The sequence below is a fragment of the Streptomyces sp. NPDC044064 genome, from assembly GCF_056434245.1.
This window is the reverse complement of record NZ_JBWKFN010000009.1, coordinates 296942-315252: the sequence shown is the minus strand read 5'-3', so window position 1 is coordinate 315252 and position 18311 is coordinate 296942. Positions and strand designations below refer to the sequence as shown.

The following is an 18311-nucleotide window of genomic DNA, read 5'->3' as shown; positions in this document are numbered from 1 at the left end:
GTCCCCCTCGTGGTGGTGGCGGATTGCGGTCGGAGCGCCCCGGGCTGGGATCGAGCCGGCCTGTGGCCGGCCCCGCCCGGTGAGGGGCGGGCCGGGGCCGTGGGTCAGGTATGTAGAGGGCTGCGACACCGGGAAGTACGAGAACGCCGCACAGGGCTGCCGGTCTGAGCCCGCCGCAGATTATCTGCAAACTATGTATCTCATGCTCTACATTCAATTGATGGGGAGGTTTCCAAGCCCAGCGATGAACTGGGCAGCCGGGCCGGTTGGCCCCGCCCGATCCGGGAATCGGGCGGCGCGCGGGCCAGCCCCCCGAGAAGCGCTGCGGACTCCTCCGCACGCGCGGACCGGGCGTCGCGTCCGGTCGGTCGGCGAGTTGGGGCCAGCGTGCGGTGAGGACCGGGCACCTGCGTGACACTGCCCTGGCCGTTGCTCTCTGGGTGGCGCGGGCCCGCCTCACGGGCCCGCGGTCACCCCGCGGCCCGCACACCGGCCAGTTCCGCCCCAGCCGCTCCCGCAGGGCGGACCGCCGCGGACTGCAGGTCGGCAGCAGAGCGGGTGCAGCACCGCACCCTTCGGGGTGCGTATGAAGAGGTCGCGGAGCTCGATGGTCTTGGCCAGTTCTTGTGGCGTCGGATGGATCTCACCGACCGTTCCGGTTTGGTTCACGTGCATGCCATGGATGAATCTGGATGCCTGGGAGTAGCGAGTAGCCGTTGCCCCGCGTCGCGGAAGCGGATGACGAGGAGGTCCACGCGCACTGCTGAGAGGAGCTCGCGCAGCACGCGCAGTTCACCGGTCGTCGGGGGCCTGGAGGTGAAAGGTAGCGTGAGGGGTCGCTAGGACGCGTGTGACAGCTCAGTGGGCTCTACGGGCTCTCCGTGCTCCCCTTCCCAGGCCAGGGTGAAGCCGTAGGTGCGCTCCAAGACCGCGCGGTCGTCGGAGGATGCACAGAGGTCGCCGTGTCGGTCATAGACCGACCAGCCGTGGATCGTGTGCAGTAATGCGAGGCCCACGGCGTTGCCTGGCGCCCAGACGCGGATCTCGGCTCCCAGGTCGTCATGATGCTGCTGGCACAGTCGAAGACCCAGCGCCTTGGGCCGGCCACAGAACTCCGTGCGCGGCATTCCGTAGGCCGTCTGCAGTCCGCACCGCTGCCCACCGCGCCATGGTTCACGCGCGAGGACCAGGTCAGGCAGTTTCGGCGACTCGATGACGCGGAGCACGTGGGCGGTCTGCGGCAGCTCATCCTGGGCTACGCAACCCATGTGACTGACGGCCGTGACAGTTTGGCCCTGGCGGGCGACTACGGTCCATGCTGTGCCGTCCATGGGCATCTCCCAGGCGATCCCCGCGCCGCGCACGCGACCGTTGCGGTCAACGGCATATGCCGTTCCCTGTCCGGGATTCACGAAGGTGTCCCCCGCTTTCAGCGCGTCAGCCTTGATCTCGCGTGCGTCCCCCCATGTGTAGCCGTGCGGCTTGGTTGGGGTGGATGTCTCCTTTGACAGCGAGCCAGACACGATCGCCTTCCCTTCTCGAGGAGCTGGTGATGGGGACTGAGTTTGGTGAGGAGCCGGGTCCGCGAGATGGCGCTGCGGTCCGAACTCGATCAAGATGCAAACTATGCAGCTCCGGACTCCTCATTCAATGAATATGGCGCCCCGGTCATACGGGTCATCGTGTCGTCGCTTGAGCGCGGGTGGGCGCGGCATTGCAGAGCGGCGACGCGCCACGGGGGCGCCCCAGGAGCTGCGCGGAAGCGTGACGCTAGCTGATGTTTCCGGCCCTCGCGGCCCTCAGAACTTACGAAGCAGGGCGCGGGCGGGTGGTCCACGAGAGGCCGTCGCGTGCGGCGATTTTGGTGCTGCCCAGGGCGGTCCGAGTCCGTCGACGGGACCCGGGCCGGGGCGCCCGGGTCCGTCGGTGAGGTCAGTGCCAGGTGATCAGCTCGCGGGGGGTTGCGGCGAGTGGATGCCACGGGCTGGGGACCGATACTTGGACGGCGCCCGGCACTGAAGAGAGTGTCACGCGGAGCGCGGCGCGCTCCTGAGGGGATACATCGAGCCGGTACGTCTTCGCCTGGTAGTTGGCGACCGGCTCGTACCAGTCCTCGCCCTGGACCGCGGCAGAGACGGCCGCGCCCATGAACGGGCTCACGGCATCGGCGATCATCTGGGCAATGTTCCGGGTGCCCTTCGCGCCCGCGCGGGTGGGGATGTAGGTCCAGGGGTAGTCCCGGCGGAAGCCGACGAGCACTCCAAGTTCCGTAAGGGTGATCTTGGTGGTGCCTTCGCCCTGGGGGACGTCCGCTGGGCGGAAGCGGGTTCCGTACCAGGGTGCGGTGACGCACTGGCCGATGTCGTTGAGGGGGAAGCTGCCGCCGCCCATGGGCTTGCCCGTCTTGGGGTTCATCCTTCGCTTGCCGCGCGTGTCGGCCCACCAGTCTTCGGGGAGGTTCAGCGCGGTGGCGACGGTGACCACCGGAAGGGCGGGACGGCCCTGGTAGGGCTCTATGCGCCGGTCAAGTTCCGGCATCCAGTCGGGGAGCTTGCCGGTGCGCTTGAGCACGTGCGCCCACATCTCGTGGGCCGCCGCTTCGCCATCCACGTGCTCGGCGTACCGGGGCTTCTCGTAGCGGGTGGCGACCATCCAGGCGCGTTCCCGGTGGGTGGCCGCTCCGTAGTCGGCCGCGTCCTCGATCTGCCAGGAGCACCACGCCCACCCGAAGCCTTCCACGCTGGTGATCTCGGACTGGATCGCTTCCGCGAGGGCCGGGGTCTGCTTGAGCAAGTTCGCCGACTGCTCCATCGTGATCGACACCAGGGGGGCGCCGATCTGGACGAGGCACATGGGCCAGATCAGCATTTCCGCCATCAGCGCCGTGCGCTCGTCGGACACGACCGAGGCGGCCCATTCTCGGAACTGGGCGGGGGTCATGCAGGGGGGAAGGAAGCCGCCGCCGCACTGCTCCCCCCACCCGTGCGCGTCGGGGTGGTCCTCCATGTCATCGAGCACGTCGCCGTAGTAGCCGTGCGGGCCGCCGTACAGGGAGCACAGGTCGTCGACCTCCAGGAAGCCGAACGCCTCGCTGGCCTGCCACATGATCGACTGGAGTTCCGAGATCTCCTGGTTGTTCCACGCGGATCGCTTGCCCGCGTCGCTGAGGGTCTGGCACGGCGGCGATCCGTGGAACCGGCGGGTGCAGCGCAGGGCGGGGTGTCGGGGGTCGCATGTCCGGACGTCCGCCTCCACCACCCAGTGACCGGCAGCCCGCGCTGTGGCCGCAGCGTCCCGGTTCCGCTCAATGAGCACCCAGTCGCCACCGTCGTCCACCAGGTCACGCGCGGCAGCCATACCGCCGGGACCGCCGAAGATCTCAACCCCGCGCTCCGGCTCGCCCTCCTGCCAGTCCCGTGCCCAGTGGGGTGGGTACGGCGCGGCGAACGCCGTGCAGTCCTTGCAGTCCGCGCACTCCGCACCGGCACCGCAGACGGTGCAGTCGGCACAGGTCCATCCGTCCCATTCGAACACGGCCGGCCGAAAGCCGTTCGCGTAGGGACGCCCCTCCTCATCCGTCGCTTCCCCAGTAGCTGTCGCGGTCATCGCGCTCATCTGGCCCCTCCCCTGTCGGTGCTTTTAGGCCGCCCTCCCCGCTCACACCTGCAAACTATTTAATTAGGGAACATCATTCAATAATTCTTGGCGGGCCAAAGCCGCTTTGACCTGCGAAGAGGCCCTCAGGCGGCAGTCGGCTCACGGCCGTGTTCTCCCGGGGCATTTCCGCCCTTCTTGCTAGCCGCTTCTGCTGTCCTTCACGATGCCGGGAAGTGGAACTCAAGGGCGGCCGAAGATCACATGGGTCCCGATGCGTCTCCATACGACATGCCGGGCTCCGCGGTGACGCTCGGGGCCATACGCCCAGGTGGCCCGGCCATTCGGGCCCCACGTAAGCTCGTATACTCCGCGCACCACCTGAAGGCCCCTGACCCGCAATCCGGGGCGAAAGAGGCCGGATTCAAGATCTGGTACGAATTCCTCGAGCACCACTCGCTGGAATCGCGTACGCTGCGCTGGGGTGAGCTTGGCGAGATCGGACGCGAAGCGTTGCGACATCTCGTAGGTCGGCACGGTCTTCTCCGCGGATAGCAGGATCGCCCCCGGCTGTTGCCGGAGGCGATCTCGGTTGATGGGTAACGGTGTCCGGGTTTCCAGGCAGTCGGCCTGTGGCATCCCGGGGATGGACCCGTCTTCGCAGCGGGCGCTATGAGGGCGCCCGCCTCAGCGGGGGAGGGTGTGGGGCTTCACTGCTGAGACCAGTGCACCCATTCAATGCGCGGGCTTGTTCCAGGGGTGCCTCGTGATCAGTGCCAATCCACAAGGTTCCTGGGAGCCACGGCGAGGGGATGCCAAGGCCGGTCTTGTCCAGCCTCGGCCTTCAGGCACAGGGTGGTCTGTCGCGGGCTACGCAGTGAGGCGATGATTCGTTCGCGCCAACGCATCGCCCAGCGGAAGCAGTTCGAGCAGGACTTGTGCTTGCCGACACACTCGCGCAGCGGGCCCGTCTTGGACGCGGCCCAGCGGGCGTCGGCGGACCAGGCGAGGGAGTCGGCCGAGGCGAGGAACTCCGCGCACGCGGCGAGCGCGTCACCCTTCAGGCCGTAACCGTGCAAGCGCAGGCCCGCATCGGCGAGCGTGGAGAGAATCGCGTAGACCTCGCGGACATTGTTGCGTCGGCACACGGAGCCGACGCCGACCCACGGGAAGGCTTTCAGGTCGACGCCGCGCCGCTCGTACTCCTCGACGCAGTGGACGTAGTCGGCGACCGTCCATCCCTGGATGGTGGGGTAGATGTCGAGGGAGTCATCGATCGACATGAGGTCGATGAAGTTGCCGACCGTGAGAGAGATGTGGCGTGCCACGGACAGGCCAGTCTTGGCGACCATGTCCGGTTCACACATTGTGTCCTGGGGTGCCAGGCAGCGCATACGGCCGATGTAGTCGCGGAACCGGTACAGCTCGCGGATGTACTGGTGCGGCGTGATGGTCCATTTGCCGTGCTCGGTGATCTCGGAGAATGCTGCGCTGTCGCACATCCAGTCCTCGCAGGCCCGCGGCAAGGTGACCATGGTGGCGAGGGTGTTGCGCGAGAAGCACATCGGAACGCCCCACATCGACAGCCACTTGGGGTGGTGGCCTCCGAGCCAGAACATCGGCCCGTCGGGCGGGCACTCGCTGGGAGCGAATCCCAGCATGCAGTGGCAGATGCAGCCCCCGTAGGCGCACATGCCGCAGTCCACACACTGCTCGTGCCAGCAGTGGCCGCAGGCGTAGCGGACGGCAGGGCCGCAGGTGCAGGTCTCCGGCACCGGTTTCCACTCGGGCAAGGGGCGCCAGCCAGCTGTGGCCGGCGCCTTGGTGAGCTGGGCGGTGGACAGTGCTTCTTCGGGAATCAACGTGAGCTCCGTCGATGGGGAAAGGCTGAAACGTTGGTGAGAGCGGGTCGGCCTTGGCGTCCTGCTTGTTCAGTTCAGGCTGTGTGTCGCGCGGTGGGCCCCGGTGTCCATGCCTGTGCAATGGGCGCATCAGCCTTCTGCCGCTGTGCAGCGGCAGAAGGCTGGTCGGAGGCGGAGGTGGCGATGTCCACCTTCGAGTCCCGCTGGGGACGCAGGAGGGGCACCATGTCGTCAAGGGTTGCGTTCCGCGCTCCCGTGATGCCTTCCACCGCGGGAGCGACGCGGGCGATGGTTCCGGCCGCCGTGACGCCCTGGGGCCCCGCGGCAAACGGCGTGTTGGTCGAGTTCCACCTTCTGTTCACACCGGCAAACTATGTAATTAATAATTTCCATTCAATAGCGGAGGGAACCGTGCGCCGCTGGATCGGCGGAAACGCCGGCCAGCCCGTGCGAATCCGGCCCACCGGCCCAGCGGTCTGACTTCGGGAATGCGGGCCGCGTGGGCCGCGCCGCCGCGCCCCCCTCTTGCCAGGTCCGCCATGCCCAGTTGAGTTACGGGGAGCCGTCCGAGGTGCTGCAGCTCCACCTTGCTGGTGCGGGCCACCGCAGCAGCCCGCACCGCTAAGACGTTCCCCGTCTCAGGAGGTCTTGCCCGGCGGCGGCACGCGGATCCTTCCGCATTTCGCGGCGTGGTCCTCGACCATTCCGACAGGCGGCGGAAGAGTGTCGCCATGCTCGATGTCGCACAGACGCTGGCCACACGCAGTGTGAATCAGCTCAAGGTCGTGTTTGGCAGGGTCGTCGGAGATGCGGATCGGGTAGTCGCCCCAAGAGCCGCCCGAGGCAGCGGGCGTGGTGCTGACTACCTTCGCCGCGGCGGCGGTGGCCCATGCCTGTGCGGCGTCCCGGTCGTCATGCCCGCTTGCTGCTTCACGCGGGGCGAAGGTCTCCAGCACGCGGCAGCCCTCTCCAGGGGCTTCCGTTGTCAGGCAATCGCAACCCGTCGCAGTGTGGCGGAGCAGGTGTATGTAGCTCGTACCGTCGAAGCGCCCTGCCTCGTTGAGCGTGGCCAGTTCGTGGCGCACGTCAGGCAATAGAGCGCGGGCGGCTTGAGGAGCATCCAGCATGTCGCAGAACTCCCAGCCGACGGCGATGCCGTCGCGCTCGGCGTACAGCGCGTAGAGGCCGGTGGAGACAAGTGTGGATTCATCGGCACCCTCAGGGGCCGACATGGCTGCTGCCAAGTTCACGGGATGCTCCGTTGCGAAGAGAGTGAAGGCTTGCCGTCCTCACGACAAGCACCCGCAAACTATGTAGTCATAAAATTTGATTCAATGGATTGGCTCGATTGACGCGGACCGGCGCTCCCGGCACCTGCGAGGAAGGGTGCTCCGGGACGTCTGCAGGGCGGCGTCAGCGGGTCGGGCTCGTCGTCGCGAGAGTGCCTCGTGTGTGCCAGCCCTGCGGATGGCCTGTTGCGAGCTGGGGGGGCGGACGCGCGAGTGGCTCGCGCGCCTCTCACCTGTGTCGAGCGGTGTGGCCTGGCTTGGGTGTCTTTCTCGGGGCGATTTGCCCGCATGGGCAGTGCACCGCTGGAGCAGCGGGCCGCGTGGCAGCCAGCGTGCTACTGCGGGGCCTTGACCGGGCTGTCCCAGGCGGGGTCTCCCGGCGTTGCTTGGATGGTGGCGCTGGTCGGTAGCACGCTGCTGGCTGCGATGCCGGCGGCCACGGAGAGGCTCAGTGCTGCCGCAACCGCAGCGACTCTCCTTCGGAACGTGCGAGAGCAGGTGGGACGCTGATCCGAGGGATGCTGCGCCAGGCGTTGGGTACAGCTGGTCGCGGCTGCTGTGGACAAGGGAGCCTCCATCAGTGGAACTTGGTCTGGGCGCCTAGTCTGCACTCGCGGAACGGGACGCTCGAGAGGCGGCGGCCAGAATGGCTGCGCTTGTCCCGTACGGCGCTGCTGGGAGGCTCTTCCGTCCCGTCAGGCGGGACGAATAGGACGTGGAAGAGGGCCTGAGAAATCGCGAGGGGCCAGCAACCGCCCCTGCACCAAGTGCTCGAGGCACCGCGATCGATACTGTCGCGGCCTGGAAGGGTTGCTGGCCCATCGGTCCATCAGAGTAGCGCGCGCTGGCCGTGGTCCGCCATGGCCGGCTTGCCCAGCTACTGGTCGCGCGAGGCCGTGCGGCGCCGGTGCCTCCAGGTCCTCGCGGCGAAGGCTGCGGCCGCGGCGTAGCCGAGCAGCGAGTACCAGCCGTCCGGCGCTACTACGCGCCAGCTCCAGCCGCTGCCAAGGTAGGTGGCGCCGAGCGTGATGGTCACGGCGAAGTAGAGCAGGCCGACCACCATCACGAGCTCGGCGAAGGTGAGTCTCCGTCGCATCACGGTTTCCCTTCTGCTCGTGGGCCGACTTGGTGCGCCAGCCGCGAAAGTCAATAGATCATACGGGACTTGGATCAGCCTGTGCTCTCTGGTATTGCGGTCAGCGCCGCGTGGTGGCGCAGCAGGCCCATCCGGGCCATTCCTTCGGCCAGCGTTTGTCGGCTTTGAGCTGCGCTTTCGGGCCGTTGGCGGCGCCATGAGGCGACAGCGTTGTCGGCGCACAGGAGGGTGAGGCAGGGGTTCTTCTGCTCGTTTCGGGTCTCGGCGAGCCAGAGCCACGTTTCGGCGGCGGCCTGGAAGTTCCCGGTGAGCCAGGCGAGGTTCGCCCAGTCCTCGGCTGCGTGGAGAGTGACGGGGTGTTCGGCGCCGTACTGCATGGTCAGGTCGATGACGAGGCTCTGGGCGTGATCGGCTGCTGCTGTGGGTCCGCCGTTGGCGGTGAGTTGCCTGGTGGCCATCAGACGTTCCTCGAGCTCGGGCGGGAGGCCGGCGGGGACTGGGCGGGCCGGTGGAGTCTGGTCCGGCGGGGTGATGGGTAGGTGCAGGGTCTCCGGTGAGCCTTCCTGTTCGATGTGTGCTCGCAGGATGAGTTCGGGCCGGGCGCGGGCCCGGAGGTGGGCGATGGCGGTCTCGGTGGGGGTGCGCCCTTCCGGGATGGGGATGGAACTGCCGTCAGCTGTTACGGTGTTCAAGCCGATGGCCAGGTGGGTGGAGATGCTGCGCGGCTTGCGTGTGCTGGGGGTTTGGGGGGGCATGGTGCTCCTCTGGGGTGTGGTCAGATGGTGATGCCGCGCTCGCGCATGTACTTCACGGGGTCGATGTCGCTGCCGTAGGCGGGTCCGGTTCGTGCCTCGAAGTGGAGGTGCGGGCCGGTGACGTTGCCGGTGGCGCCGGTGAGGCCTATGACTTGGCCGGTCGTGACCTTCTGGTTCACTTTGACCTCGATGCGGGAGAGATGGGCGTACTGGGTGTAAGTCCCGTCGGACATCTTCAGGACGATGTTGTTTCCGTAGCGGCCTCCCCAGCCTGCTTCGATGACCGTGGCGTTTCCGACGGCGTGGAGTTCTGTGCCGGTGGGGACCGGGAAATCCACGCCGGTGTGACTGCCGGAGGACCACATCGATCCGCCTGCGCTGTAGTTGTGAGTGGCTTTGATGCCAACCGGGGCCTGCCAGGGCCCCGAGGCCTTCCCTGACTTCCCGCTGTCGGCGGGCTGTTCGCAGTCGATGACGTCTGCGCCCCATACCTGGGCGACGAGCTTTCCGGCGCTGGTTTCCCATTTCGCGTATGCGTCGGGGAAACCGGAGCGCTGTACCCCCTGAGCTACGTGGGCTAGGTCCTTCGTGTCCCAGTTGGGTATCTCTACCAGCCCGTCGTAGAACTTGTTCGACGCGTGAATGGGGTCCGTTACCTGGGCCACGGTGCCCCACCCTTGGCTGGGCCGCTGCTGGAAGAGGCCTTGGCTGTCGCGGTCGCCGTGGTGCAGGTTGTGCAGGGTTGACTCCTGCATGGCGGTTGCCACGGCGATCACCGCGGCTCTGGGCTTGAGGTTCCTCGTCCGGGCGACGTTGGTGATGATGGCTGCGTTTTTCGTCTGCTCCTCGTTCCAGGAGGGTTGGGTCTGATTCCCGCGGGGGTTCAGTGGGACCTGGGGGCGCTGAGTGGTTCCTCCTTCAGCGGTGGATGCCTTGACGATGCACTGGCTGGCCCCGGTCATGGTCATGTTGTCGTTTGATCCACCGGCCCCGGCGGCCAGCAGCAGCACGAGTGCGAGCACCGCGATGGCTGGACTGAGCAGGATGGCTATTCCGATCAGCGGTGCTTTCCGCATTTACCCCTCCGAGCGTCCCGCTGGACGGGCCGCTCCGAGAGCGGGTTTCCCGTGGTGCGGGCAGCAGCAGTGCAGCGTGCCCGCCAGGCGGAAAGGCGGGCGATGCGTGCTGAATTGGCCTCTAGCGTCGTGCGCCGTCAGCTAGTCACGGAGGTATCCGGAGAATCCAAGGCGGGACTTTACTTCACGTACCGAGTGAATAGTCAAGCCCTTCCCGTGTGACGGGAGTTCGGGCACGGCTATTTATCCGGCGTGGATTTCTTCCTGCATTTCGGACCGAGTGGCAATAGTGCGGCGCTCGCCATGTGGCGTTGGGCGCCGAGCGAGCAGGGAGGCAGGCATGGTCGGGGCCATACAGGACGCCACCACTTTGGCGGCAGGCATGGGCGACCTCGTGGGCGGGCTGAGGCCGGACTGGGGTCCGTTTGGTGTGGTCGGCGATAAGGCACGAACGGTCATTCAGGTTCTGATGGCGGCCGTGGTGCTGATCCTCTTCGGCATGGCGATCTGGGGTGCCTGGCAGATCCGCGTCGGGAATTCCCAGCAGAACACCATGGACGTAAAGCAGGGAAAGACGATGGTGATTAGCGCCCTGGCGGGCCTGTTCCTCATCGCATCCATGTCGACGATCTTCGGAATCGTCTTCAACATGGGGGTCTGATGCGCAAGAAATCCAATGGCGCCGCATCCGGAACCCGGATGCTGGTTGCTGAACCTGCAAAGGGCGGGTCGGAAACGCGTCGGCCTCCGGTGCGTCTGTTCATCGGGGTTCTCGTCGCAGCGGTTCTGTTCGTCGCACTGCTGGTCTCGCTAACCGGTCAGTCCGGTGGCTCCTCCGAGGGCACCAGACAGGACACCTCTGCGGCATCCCAGCCTGGCAAGCCAGGCGGGAGCGGCGGAAAGTCGAAGGCGACGGGCAAGGCCGCCGGCGTGCCGGTCGGCTACCCGCAGTCCAAGGAGGGCGTGGCAGCTGCGGCCGCCAACTTCGAGATCGCGCGCTCCAGTCGCTCCTACATCACGAACAAGCCGTACCGCGACAAGCTGATCAGGCAGATCATGGCGCCGGAGTCGATCGCGAGCCAGATCAGCCGCGACGACCAGGCCACGGCAGAGCTCATCGCCGGCTTCGGTCTCCAGGACCCCAAGGCCTCCGGGCTGCTGCTTCGCTCGGCGTGCCTGGGAACGCGGGTGTCGAGCTACTCGGATCAGGTGGCGTCGGTCGACGTGTGGATGACCTCGGTGGCCGGGGTCCCCACAGAGAAGGCCAAGTTGCCGGTCTCAGCTCACTGGACGACCTACACCTACAACCTCCAGTGGCGTGACGGCGACTGGAAGGTCACGTCAATCGCCTCGGTCGACGGTCCCACGCCGCTCCAGTCCGACGGCTCTTCACCGTCCTCGATGGAGACCTTCCGCACAGCTGAGGAGGAGTTCAATGCGCCGCCCTATGTCGGCTAACGCAGCGCGCCACCTGGCCGAGCTCCTGCTCGGGCTGCTGGTGGTGGTAGGGGCTGGGTCGCCCGCGCTCGCCGCCCCTGCCGCGGCCACGCCCGCGGCTGCCCCTGCTGCGGCTCCCGCGATCGGAGGCATCGACCTCCCCTGCGTGCTGCCATCGGGCCTGTGCAAGGACATCAAGGACACCGGCAAGCAGGTCATCGACAAGACGATCGACGGGGCCAAGTGGGTCTGTGACAAATCGAAGACCACCTGCGAGGTGGCGAATTCAGTGGGTGGCGCCGTCGACGATGCCGTCGACACCGTGAGCGACACGATCGACTTCGCCTCGGATCCACTGGGCTACCTGGTCAAGAAGTCGTCGCCCTCCGTCGGCAAGCTGGTCGAGGCCATAGCTACGGACGGGATGTGATCCCGTGCTGCAGATCGACTGGAGCAACCCCGGGTTCATCAAGCTGTACTGCATGGTCTTCGCCCTGGCGACGATCTTCACCTGCATCGCCTGGCTGATCGCCATCGTCAAGCGCGTCGCCCGTGGAGTGAACCCGGCCGCCGCCATCGGCGAGTCCATCGGCAACCTACTGCTGTCGGTGATCGTGACAGCCTTCGCCCCTGCGATCATCGCAACCGTCGTCGACCTGGTCGACGAGATGGCCATCAGTATGTTCAAACCCTTTCTCGCCGACATAGCCCTGACCGGCGCGTTCATCGTGCTGCTGCTCGACGGCCTCGCGGCCTCCGATTGGGGCTTGCCCATCGCGCTGGCCCTGATCGGATTCTTCCTGACCGTTGGCCTGGGGCTCTTCCTCATGCTCGTCGCCCGGAACGCGTTGATCTTGACCGGTGTCGTCTTCGGCCCCGTGGTGTTCGCCGGGCTGGTGGACAGGGACCTGTGGGGTCACACGAAGAAGTACATCGGCATCATCACCGGCATCATCATCTCCAAGTGGGTCATGATGGTGGTCCTGGCCATGATCCCGGCGCTGTTCGGCGGCATATTCCGCCACCCCCCGGACGGCTTCGGCAAGGTCCTGAGCACCCTGCTGATCATCCTGGCGCTGTTCATCATCGCGGGATACGCCCCCTGGCAGGTCTCGAAGTTCATTCCGATGTTCGGTGACGAGATCCAGAGCCTGGCTCAGCACCGCGACATGGCGATGCAGAAGGGCAAGGAGGCCTGGTCCAAGGCACGCGGCAGCAAAAGCGACGACGAGATGCAGGACAAGGGCTCCTCCGGCGGCAGTGACATACCCGGCATCGGCCAAGGCAGCGAGGCCGAGGCCGGCGCAGGAACCGAGGCAGCCGCCACAGGCGCCGGCCCGGCCGGACTTGCCGCCGCGGGCGCGGAGAAAGTCAAGGAGAAGGCCGACGACGCCAAGGAGGCCGTCAAGGGCGCCGTCGACCAGGGCTTCGACAACGCCAACATGGGCAACGACGACGCTGGCTCCATGGGCGACGGCGGTGGCATGTCTGGTGGCTCAGGCGCTGGCTCCGAGGACGGACCCGACCAGCCTGGCGGTGCTGGCGGCATGGGCGGAACTCCCCAGCCCGGAGGCGGAGGAGGAGGCGGCGGCGGCGGTTCGTCTCCGGCTCCGAGCGACATACCGCAGGCTCCGCCCCTGCAGACGAACGTCCTGTCCGGCGGAGAGACGCCCCCTCCGCCGCCGACCAGTGAGTGGCCCGACAGCAACCCCTCGTCCCCCGCCTGACTCAGGCCCATCTGAACTGGAGGTGAGCTTGCTGTGGCACGCTCATTCACGTTCCCGAGGCCCCGTCCGCGCGGATTCCTCGGCCGAAGGTTCGAGGCCGACGAGCAGCTGGTCCTCGGCGCAGGAGCAATCCTCACCGTCATCTGCCTGGCGGCTCTGCCCGGCATCCCCCTCAAGATCGTCGGCACGCTCAGTGTTGCCCTGTTCATCGCTTGGGCGGTGCTCATCCCCTTCCGAGGGCGGACCTACCTGCGGTGGTTCGAGATCCAGCGCTCGTACCGGCGGGGGCTGCGCAACGGCTCGCTGCTGTACCGGTCCACCGCGCCGCTCGCCGGACGGTGGGGCGACGGTCGTCCCGCTGCCGTCACAGCGCCGGCGGGTGTTCCCCCACGCATGGAGTGGTTCGAGGCCCGGACCGGGTTCGGCACGGTGGCCGTCCTCCTGCAGCCCAGCGAGGCGATGTTCAGTGCGGTGGTTGAGGTCGAGGGCATGAAGCACTTCGGCGGTCTGGACTCCGAGGACAAGGAAAGCCTCATCAGCGCCTGGGAGTTCCTGCTGCGCAGCACCGCCGAGTCGGGTGGCCGCATCCAGCGCGTGCAGTGGCTCTCCAAGATCATCCCAACGGATCCCAACGCACACATCCGCGACGCCGCCACGCGACGTGACCCCGACGCCGCCAGTTGGCTGGACGCCTCGTACGAGCAGCTACTGAAGCGGGTGGCTATCTCCGCGGAGGATCGCCGGCTCTTCATCGCGCTCGGTATTCCCTACAGCCGTGACCTCGTCGAGGAAGCCAGCCGGTACAGCACGCTGGCCGAGGGGTACGGCATCGTTCTCGGCAAGGAGATCGAGACATTCATCCGCAACCTGGGCCGTGCCCAGTTGCGTTGGGTCCGCAGCCTCGACGAGGCGGCGCTGTCTTCTCTCTTCCACCACAGCTATGCGCCCGGGCACTGGCTGGACGACAACCGCGGCATGGACCGCTCCACGGCCTGGCCGGCCGAGGTCGACGCGCGGGACGAGACCCTCATCGCCGCCCGAGGCTTCGAGGCGGACGAGCCGTGGTACAGCGCGACGGCCTGGGTGAAGCAGTGGCCGACGATGCCGGTCGGGGTCAACTTCTTGGCACCGCTCCTGCTCTACGTGCAGGACATGATTTACACCGTCGGGGTCACGATGGAGCTCGTCTCCGGGGAACGGGCACTGGCCGAGGCGCTCTCGGACGTGACCTCGGAGATCGGCCAGGCCGATGACACTCCGGGCAAGCTGCAGGACCCCCGCGAGCGGCGGGAGATTCGTGCCGCGGCGGGGACGGTCGAGGAGATTGCTGCTGGAGCTTCGGGCGTGCGGCTGACGGGCTGGGTCACGGTGACCAGCGCCGACGAGGAAGAGCTGATCCGGCAGAAGAACGACATCCGGGCTGCGGCTGCCAAGTGCCAGCTGACGCTGGAGTGGTGTGACAAGGAGCAGTGGCGCGCGTTCGCGAACACGCTGCCCTTGGTCGGCGGCATCCTCCCTGAAGGGCGGCGGTGACCCATGCTGCGCATGATCCTGCCTCAGTCCGCCACCCGCCGGCGTGCGGTGCGTACCACGACGATGCAGGCCTGTGGTCTGTATCCCGCAGTGGGCGCGCCCAGCTTGGACCCGCGTGGCGTCATCATCGGTCGGGAGATCTATAGCGGGCGGGCCTGGATCTACGACCCGTTCGTGTTGTACGACCCGACGGCCCGCGAGCGTCTGGCCAGTGGGCACGTCCTGGTGCTCGGCAAGTCCGGGCACGGGAAGTCCGCGTTGGAGAAGACGTATGTGCTGCGCCAGCTGCGGTTCCGCAACCGGTCATTCTGCATCCTCGACGCTCAAGGGGAAGACGGCCGGGGAGAGTGGGACCAGATCGCCCGCACCCTCGGCATCACCCCGATCCGCCTGGTCTACGGCGGCTCCGGCCAGGGCGTACGGCTCAACCCTCTGGATCCCCGGATCCCAGCCCGTCACCAGTTCCGCGTGCTGTCCTCGATGGTCGAAATCCTGGCTGGCGCGCTGTCGTCAGAGACTGACTTCGCGCTGTCACAGGCCCACTCGGTGGCCCTGCAGGTCGCGGCTTCTGAGAACCGGGTACCGGTGCTGTCCGACGTCCATAACGCGCTTACCCATCCCGTCGCGGCCAAGCTCGGCCAGCGCGAGATCAGCGCGGAGGACCTGGTGGTATGGGGGCAGCCCGCCTCACTCGCCCTGGATAAGCTGTGCGCCCCGAATCGGGAGCTGGCTGGTCTGTTCAACGGCCCTACCTCGGAGGGCATCGACCTCGACGCACGGCTGATCGTCTTCGACCTGGCGCAGCTGCCCCGCGAGGGTGTCGCGATGCCGCTCCTCATGGCCGTGATCGGGCCGTGGCTTCGATTCGGCTGGCTGAAGGAGGACGACGACGTCAAGAGGACGTTGATCGTCGAGGAGGCCTGGCACATCCTGTCCCACCGCGCTGTCGCCCGGCTGTTCGAGGAGTTCATGAGGTACGGCCGCAGGTTGGGGCTGAGCTTCTGGTCGATTCTCCATCACCTCGGTGATCTGCTGATCGCTGATGCTCCCGAAGCCGCTGCCATCCTCAAACTCAGCGCGACGCGGGTGATTTATCACCTCGATCAGCACGAGGCCGAGATCACGGCCGACTACCTGCAGCTGCCGAAGTGGGCGGTGGCAGCCATCACGGACCCTGCGAACCTGTGCGCGCCTGGCAGAGCCGTGTGGCAGGTGGGCAAGCGGGTGTTGCTGGTCGAACATATCCGGTCGCAGACAGAGATCCAGCTGACGAACACCGACAGCAGGATGACGGAGAAGCGCACCGCGCCCTCCGAGGGCTTTACCGCTCCCGTTGTGCCCCTGCGCAAGGGGGGTGGCGTGTGAACGGCAAGGTTGTCACCCCCCATAGCGGGATTCGGCTTCACCTGTTCCGCGACGGGTGGTGGCTGTTCGGTATCGCCGCGGTGGTCGCCGGGTCCTTCCTCATGTGGGTGGCCGCGGCCGTCTCCGGCCTGCTCAACCACGGGCGGCTCGCCACAGTGTCGTGGTCGGAGGCGGGGCAGGCGCTGGTGAAACTGCCAGCCGACCCCCTGGACCCGGGGAAAGCATTCCCGCCCGGGGCCGGGGTGGGCCATGCTCTCATCTTCTACCCCGTGCTCCTCGCCACCGCGGTTGGTACCGCAGTGGTCGGGCGCAAGGCATGGCGCCGGTGGTCCGCCTGGAACTCCGAGGGCACCGACGGCCTCGCCACCAAGGGCGAACTGGAGGCGGCTCTCGGCGAGGCCTACGCATTGTCCCGGCTTCCTGCCCTGCGCCCCAGTCTGGCCAAGCAGGCCAAGGCGGCCGGCGCGTCAGCCAAGGCGCAGTCCCTACTGCCAGCCTGGCTCCGCAAGGACGATCCGAGGCTGTCCGTGGCCAAGCCGAGCGTCAAGACCGTCGCCGTCCACATCGGCGTGTCGGATCCCACGGGTGTCCCGCTGTGGGTGCCAATCGAGGAAACGCTTCTTCTGGTCGCGCCGCCCCGAGAAGGCAAGACGAGCCAGATCATCATGCCGGGAATCCTTGATTTCGAAGGAACGGTTCTGGCGACCAGTTCGAAGGTTGACATCCTCTACGCCACCGCGAAACTCCGGGAACGGCACGGCCCCGTTCAGGTTCTGGATCCGACCGCTCTTTCCGGGTGGCCGCACCAGTTGCGATGGTCACTGGTGGACGGCTGCCAGGATTTCACAACAGCCCGAAAACGCGCCGAGACCCTCACGTCCACCACGAAATCGGAGGAGGGCACAAAGAACGGCGGCTATTTCGCGATGAACGCGCAGATCCTGATTACCTGCTGGCTTCACGCGGCCGCCCTGGAAGGGCTTGGGGCAATGAATTTGCTGCGCTGGGCCACCGCGCCCAGCATCCGCGAGCCGGTGGACATCCTCGCCAGGCACGGCCGGTCGGACCTGGCCCGCGCGCTGGCAGCCCAGCACGCCGCGGCGCCTGAGGAGCGCAGTGCCTCGTGGCGTACTGCGGAGCAGAGCTTCACTGCGCTGTATGACCCGCTCGTGGCGCAGATCTTCGCAGCGGACCCGAAGGATCCGTCCCTGTTCAGCATCGAGCACTGGCTGCGCACGGGCGGAACGCTGTTCTTGATCGGCGAGGAGGACGAGGGAAGCAGTCTCGCCCCGATTATGGCGGCCTTCACCAGGTCCATTCTTGACACCGCGAAGAAGGTTGCCGCAAAGATGCCGAACGGGCGGCTCGACCCACCGCTTGGCTTCTTCGGTGACGAGTTGGCGAATGTCGCGCCACTCCCTCAGATTCCGTCCCTCATGAGCGTCAGCGGATCGCAGAATATTTTCGTTGTCGCCGTTCTCCAGAATCTCGCCCAAGCTCAGGAAAGGTGGGGCGAGATCGGTGTTCGAAAAATGTTCGCCGCGGCCACAGTGAAGGTAATTCTCGGTGGCGTCAGCGACGAGCAGGAACTGAAGACGTACAGCGCGTTGGCGGGGGAATTCGAAGAGGATACGGAGTCCATATCGGACAGCGGAGACAGCATGTCGGTCTCTGTATCGACCCGCCGGCGGGCGGTGCTGGAGCCGGCTGACATCCGGATGATTCCCGAGCGACACGGTCTGGTGGTGCACCGCCGCACCAAGGTCACCAAGGTCAAGTTCGAGCGCATTCACGAAAGTTCTCGCGCTGCGGAGATCAAGGCCGCGACGGATGCCGCCCTGCGGGAGGCACAGAACAGTGGCTAAGAACGAGGACTTCGGCCTGGAGGAGCCGGAGGAGGACCCGTTCCAGCCGCTGCTCGACGCGCTGGACGCCTTCAACGGCGAGCAGAAGATCATCACTAATCGGCTCACCGAGATCGAGCAGCAGCTCAGCACGCTCCCCCAGCAGGCTGCCGCCGGTGCGGTGGGCGGCGGACCGGCGGCGGGCGGCGCCCCGGCCGAGGGCGAGCGGGTGCCGGGGGCGGCCATCGACTGGCGCAGCGTGCCGGAGGATCAGTACCAGGAGCTGTGGGACAAGTTCGTGGATTGGGTGCTGTGGCTGGCCGACGAGTTCGAGCTCTCGACCGATCAGCTTCCGCGCCAGTGCTGGTACCTGCACGGCGCGGCGCGCCAGGAGCTCACCGCGCTGTGGACGGGCTGGGAGTCCGCCTACAACCCGACGGGGCAGGATGCGGCCGCCGGGCCGTACTTGTGGCACGACGCTCTGGCACGGGTGCTTGAGCGCCTTCCTCGGATGTACCTGGGCGAGTGCGCGAACGGCTACCACCAGCCGCGCACCCGGGTGCCGTTCACTGGCAGCGCCGAGTACCGCGATGCAGTGCGGGGGCAGGTGAGCCCGCCGCAGGGAGCCTGAGCGTCGACGGGTCATGCAGGTGGGGGGGGGGGGGGGGGGGGGGAGGGGGGGGGGGGGGGGGGGGGGGGAGGGGGGGGGGGGGGGGGGGGGGGGGGGGGGCCG

At 67.1% G+C, this 18311-nt stretch carries 15 protein-coding genes; 8 read left to right on the top strand and 7 right to left on the bottom strand.

Annotated features, from left to right (window positions below; translation table 11 throughout):
* Positions 1 to 839: 839 nt before the first annotated feature.
* The 7 genes from AC07DS_RS17530 to AC07DS_RS17500 form a co-directional block, all read right to left on the bottom strand.
* Positions 840 to 1523, bottom strand: a complete 684-nt coding sequence (locus AC07DS_RS17530) for a hypothetical protein (RefSeq protein ID WP_479146241.1) — start codon at positions 1521 to 1523, stop codon at positions 840 to 842.
* 409 nt (positions 1524 to 1932) lie between these two features.
* A complete protein-coding gene (locus AC07DS_RS17525; RefSeq protein WP_479146239.1) occupies positions 1933 to 3615 on the bottom strand; it encodes a hypothetical protein in 1683 nt (560 codons plus the stop codon).
* Between the two features lie 749 nt (positions 3616 to 4364).
* On the bottom strand, positions 4365 to 5456 hold the full coding sequence (locus AC07DS_RS17520; protein ID WP_479146237.1) for a deazapurine DNA modification protein DpdA family protein: 1092 nt from the start codon (positions 5454 to 5456) through the stop codon (positions 4365 to 4367).
* Between the two features lie 638 nt (positions 5457 to 6094).
* On the bottom strand, positions 6095 to 6706 hold the full coding sequence (locus tag AC07DS_RS17515; RefSeq protein ID WP_479146235.1) for a carbohydrate-binding protein: 612 nt from the start codon (positions 6704 to 6706) through the stop codon (positions 6095 to 6097).
* 916 nt (positions 6707 to 7622) lie between these two features.
* Positions 7623 to 7841, bottom strand: coding sequence for a hypothetical protein (locus AC07DS_RS17510; protein ID WP_479146233.1), 219 nt, complete (start codon positions 7839 to 7841; stop codon positions 7623 to 7625).
* Between the two features lie 74 nt (positions 7842 to 7915).
* Entirely contained in the window at positions 7916 to 8596 is a 681-nt protein-coding gene (locus tag AC07DS_RS17505) for a hypothetical protein (protein ID WP_479146231.1), read from the bottom strand.
* A 20-nt stretch (positions 8597 to 8616) separates the two neighbouring features.
* Entirely contained in the window at positions 8617 to 9672 is a 1056-nt protein-coding gene (locus tag AC07DS_RS17500; RefSeq protein WP_479146229.1) for a M23 family metallopeptidase, read from the bottom strand.
* A 340-nt stretch (positions 9673 to 10012) separates the two neighbouring features.
* Between AC07DS_RS17500 and AC07DS_RS17495 the strand changes: the two genes are divergently transcribed.
* Genes AC07DS_RS17495 through AC07DS_RS17460 form a run of 8 tightly spaced genes read left to right on the top strand, consistent with a single transcriptional unit; the run spans position 10013 to position 18209 of the window.
* Positions 10013 to 10333: a hypothetical protein gene (locus AC07DS_RS17495; RefSeq protein ID WP_479146227.1), complete on the top strand. Its 321-nt coding sequence runs from the start codon at positions 10013 to 10015 to the stop codon at positions 10331 to 10333.
* A complete protein-coding gene (locus AC07DS_RS17490; protein ID WP_479146225.1) occupies positions 10333 to 11130 on the top strand; it encodes a DUF8175 domain-containg protein in 798 nt (265 codons plus the stop codon). The genes AC07DS_RS17495 and AC07DS_RS17490 overlap by 1 nt, the downstream gene beginning before the upstream one ends.
* Complete coding sequence (locus tag AC07DS_RS17485) at positions 11120 to 11539, top strand: hypothetical protein (RefSeq protein ID WP_479146223.1); 420 nt, start codon at positions 11120 to 11122, stop codon at positions 11537 to 11539. The genes AC07DS_RS17490 and AC07DS_RS17485 overlap by 11 nt, the downstream gene beginning before the upstream one ends.
* A 4-nt stretch (positions 11540 to 11543) precedes the next feature.
* Entirely contained in the window at positions 11544 to 12836 is a 1293-nt protein-coding gene (locus AC07DS_RS17480) for a hypothetical protein (protein ID WP_479146221.1), read from the top strand.
* Positions 12837 to 12869: 33 nt separating this feature from the next.
* Entirely contained in the window at positions 12870 to 14369 is a 1500-nt protein-coding gene (locus tag AC07DS_RS17475; RefSeq protein ID WP_479146219.1) for an SCO6880 family protein, read from the top strand.
* A 3-nt stretch (positions 14370 to 14372) separates the two neighbouring features.
* A complete protein-coding gene (locus AC07DS_RS17470; RefSeq protein ID WP_479146217.1) occupies positions 14373 to 15734 on the top strand; it encodes an ATP/GTP-binding protein in 1362 nt (453 codons plus the stop codon).
* On the top strand, positions 15731 to 17599 hold the full coding sequence (locus tag AC07DS_RS17465) for a type IV secretory system conjugative DNA transfer family protein (protein ID WP_479146216.1): 1869 nt from the start codon (positions 15731 to 15733) through the stop codon (positions 17597 to 17599). Before AC07DS_RS17470 ends, AC07DS_RS17465 begins: the two co-directional genes overlap by 4 nt.
* Entirely contained in the window at positions 17592 to 18209 is a 618-nt protein-coding gene (locus AC07DS_RS17460; RefSeq protein WP_479146215.1) for a hypothetical protein, read from the top strand. Before AC07DS_RS17465 ends, AC07DS_RS17460 begins: the two co-directional genes overlap by 8 nt.
* Positions 18210 to 18311 lie beyond the last annotated feature (102 nt).

Excerpts from the sequence above, each read along its gene's own strand:
- AC07DS_RS17525 (WP_479146239.1), bottom strand. The coding sequence starts at position 3,615 with ATGAGCGCGATGACCGCGACAGCTACTGGGGAAGCGACGGATGAGGAG.
- AC07DS_RS17510 (WP_479146233.1), bottom strand. The coding sequence starts at position 7,841 with ATGCGACGGAGACTCACCTTCGCCGAGCTCGTGATGGTGGTCGGCCTG.
- AC07DS_RS17505 (WP_479146231.1), bottom strand. The coding sequence starts at position 8,596 with ATGCCCCCCCAAACCCCCAGCACACGCAAGCCGCGCAGCATCTCCACC.
- AC07DS_RS17500 (WP_479146229.1), bottom strand. The coding sequence starts at position 9,672 with ATGCGGAAAGCACCGCTGATCGGAATAGCCATCCTGCTCAGTCCAGCC.
- AC07DS_RS17495 (WP_479146227.1), top strand. The coding sequence starts at position 10,013 with ATGGTCGGGGCCATACAGGACGCCACCACTTTGGCGGCAGGCATGGGC.
- AC07DS_RS17490 (WP_479146225.1), top strand. The coding sequence starts at position 10,333 with ATGCGCAAGAAATCCAATGGCGCCGCATCCGGAACCCGGATGCTGGTT.
- AC07DS_RS17485 (WP_479146223.1), top strand. The coding sequence starts at position 11,120 with ATGTCGGCTAACGCAGCGCGCCACCTGGCCGAGCTCCTGCTCGGGCTG.
- AC07DS_RS17470 (WP_479146217.1), top strand. The coding sequence starts at position 14,373 with ATGCTGCGCATGATCCTGCCTCAGTCCGCCACCCGCCGGCGTGCGGTG.